Raw genomic sequence first — 316 nt, 5'->3', positions numbered from 1 at the left:
TTTTTGATATATAAGAGCTAGGAGTCACATCACCGACCGCTTCGTCTAATCGCTGACTGAATTCATTAAATGATTCTGTAGCGAACTCCAAATCCGTGATTAATTCTTGATAAAACGTATCAGAAGTCGACTTAACCGTAGTTATAATTTCAGATAGCTCAACAGCCCCAAGCTCGACTCGATTTCGGCGCTTATCTTCGTCTAAGCGCTCAAGCTCTATAGCTTGCTGATATTCCCAATAGGCATAAGCTTGCTCCACGCCTAAGTCAGTCAATGGTATACAAGCAATTGGAAAAATAAGTGTTCCTTCACTATC

General features: G+C 40.8%; 1 pseudogene. It reads right to left on the bottom strand.

What is annotated here, in order from left to right:
* Nucleotides 1–316 (bottom strand): annotated as a pseudogene (locus tag IQR33_RS18725) (type VI secretion system protein TssA); the annotation flags it as partial.

Origin of the sequence: Vibrio sp. OPT46, assembly GCF_015163535.1 — a bacterium.
Classification (GTDB): Bacteria; Pseudomonadota; Gammaproteobacteria; order Enterobacterales; family Vibrionaceae; genus Vibrio; species Vibrio alginolyticus.
The sequence above is the reverse complement of the archived record's forward strand: the minus strand, read 5'-3'. Positions and strand labels throughout refer to the sequence as shown.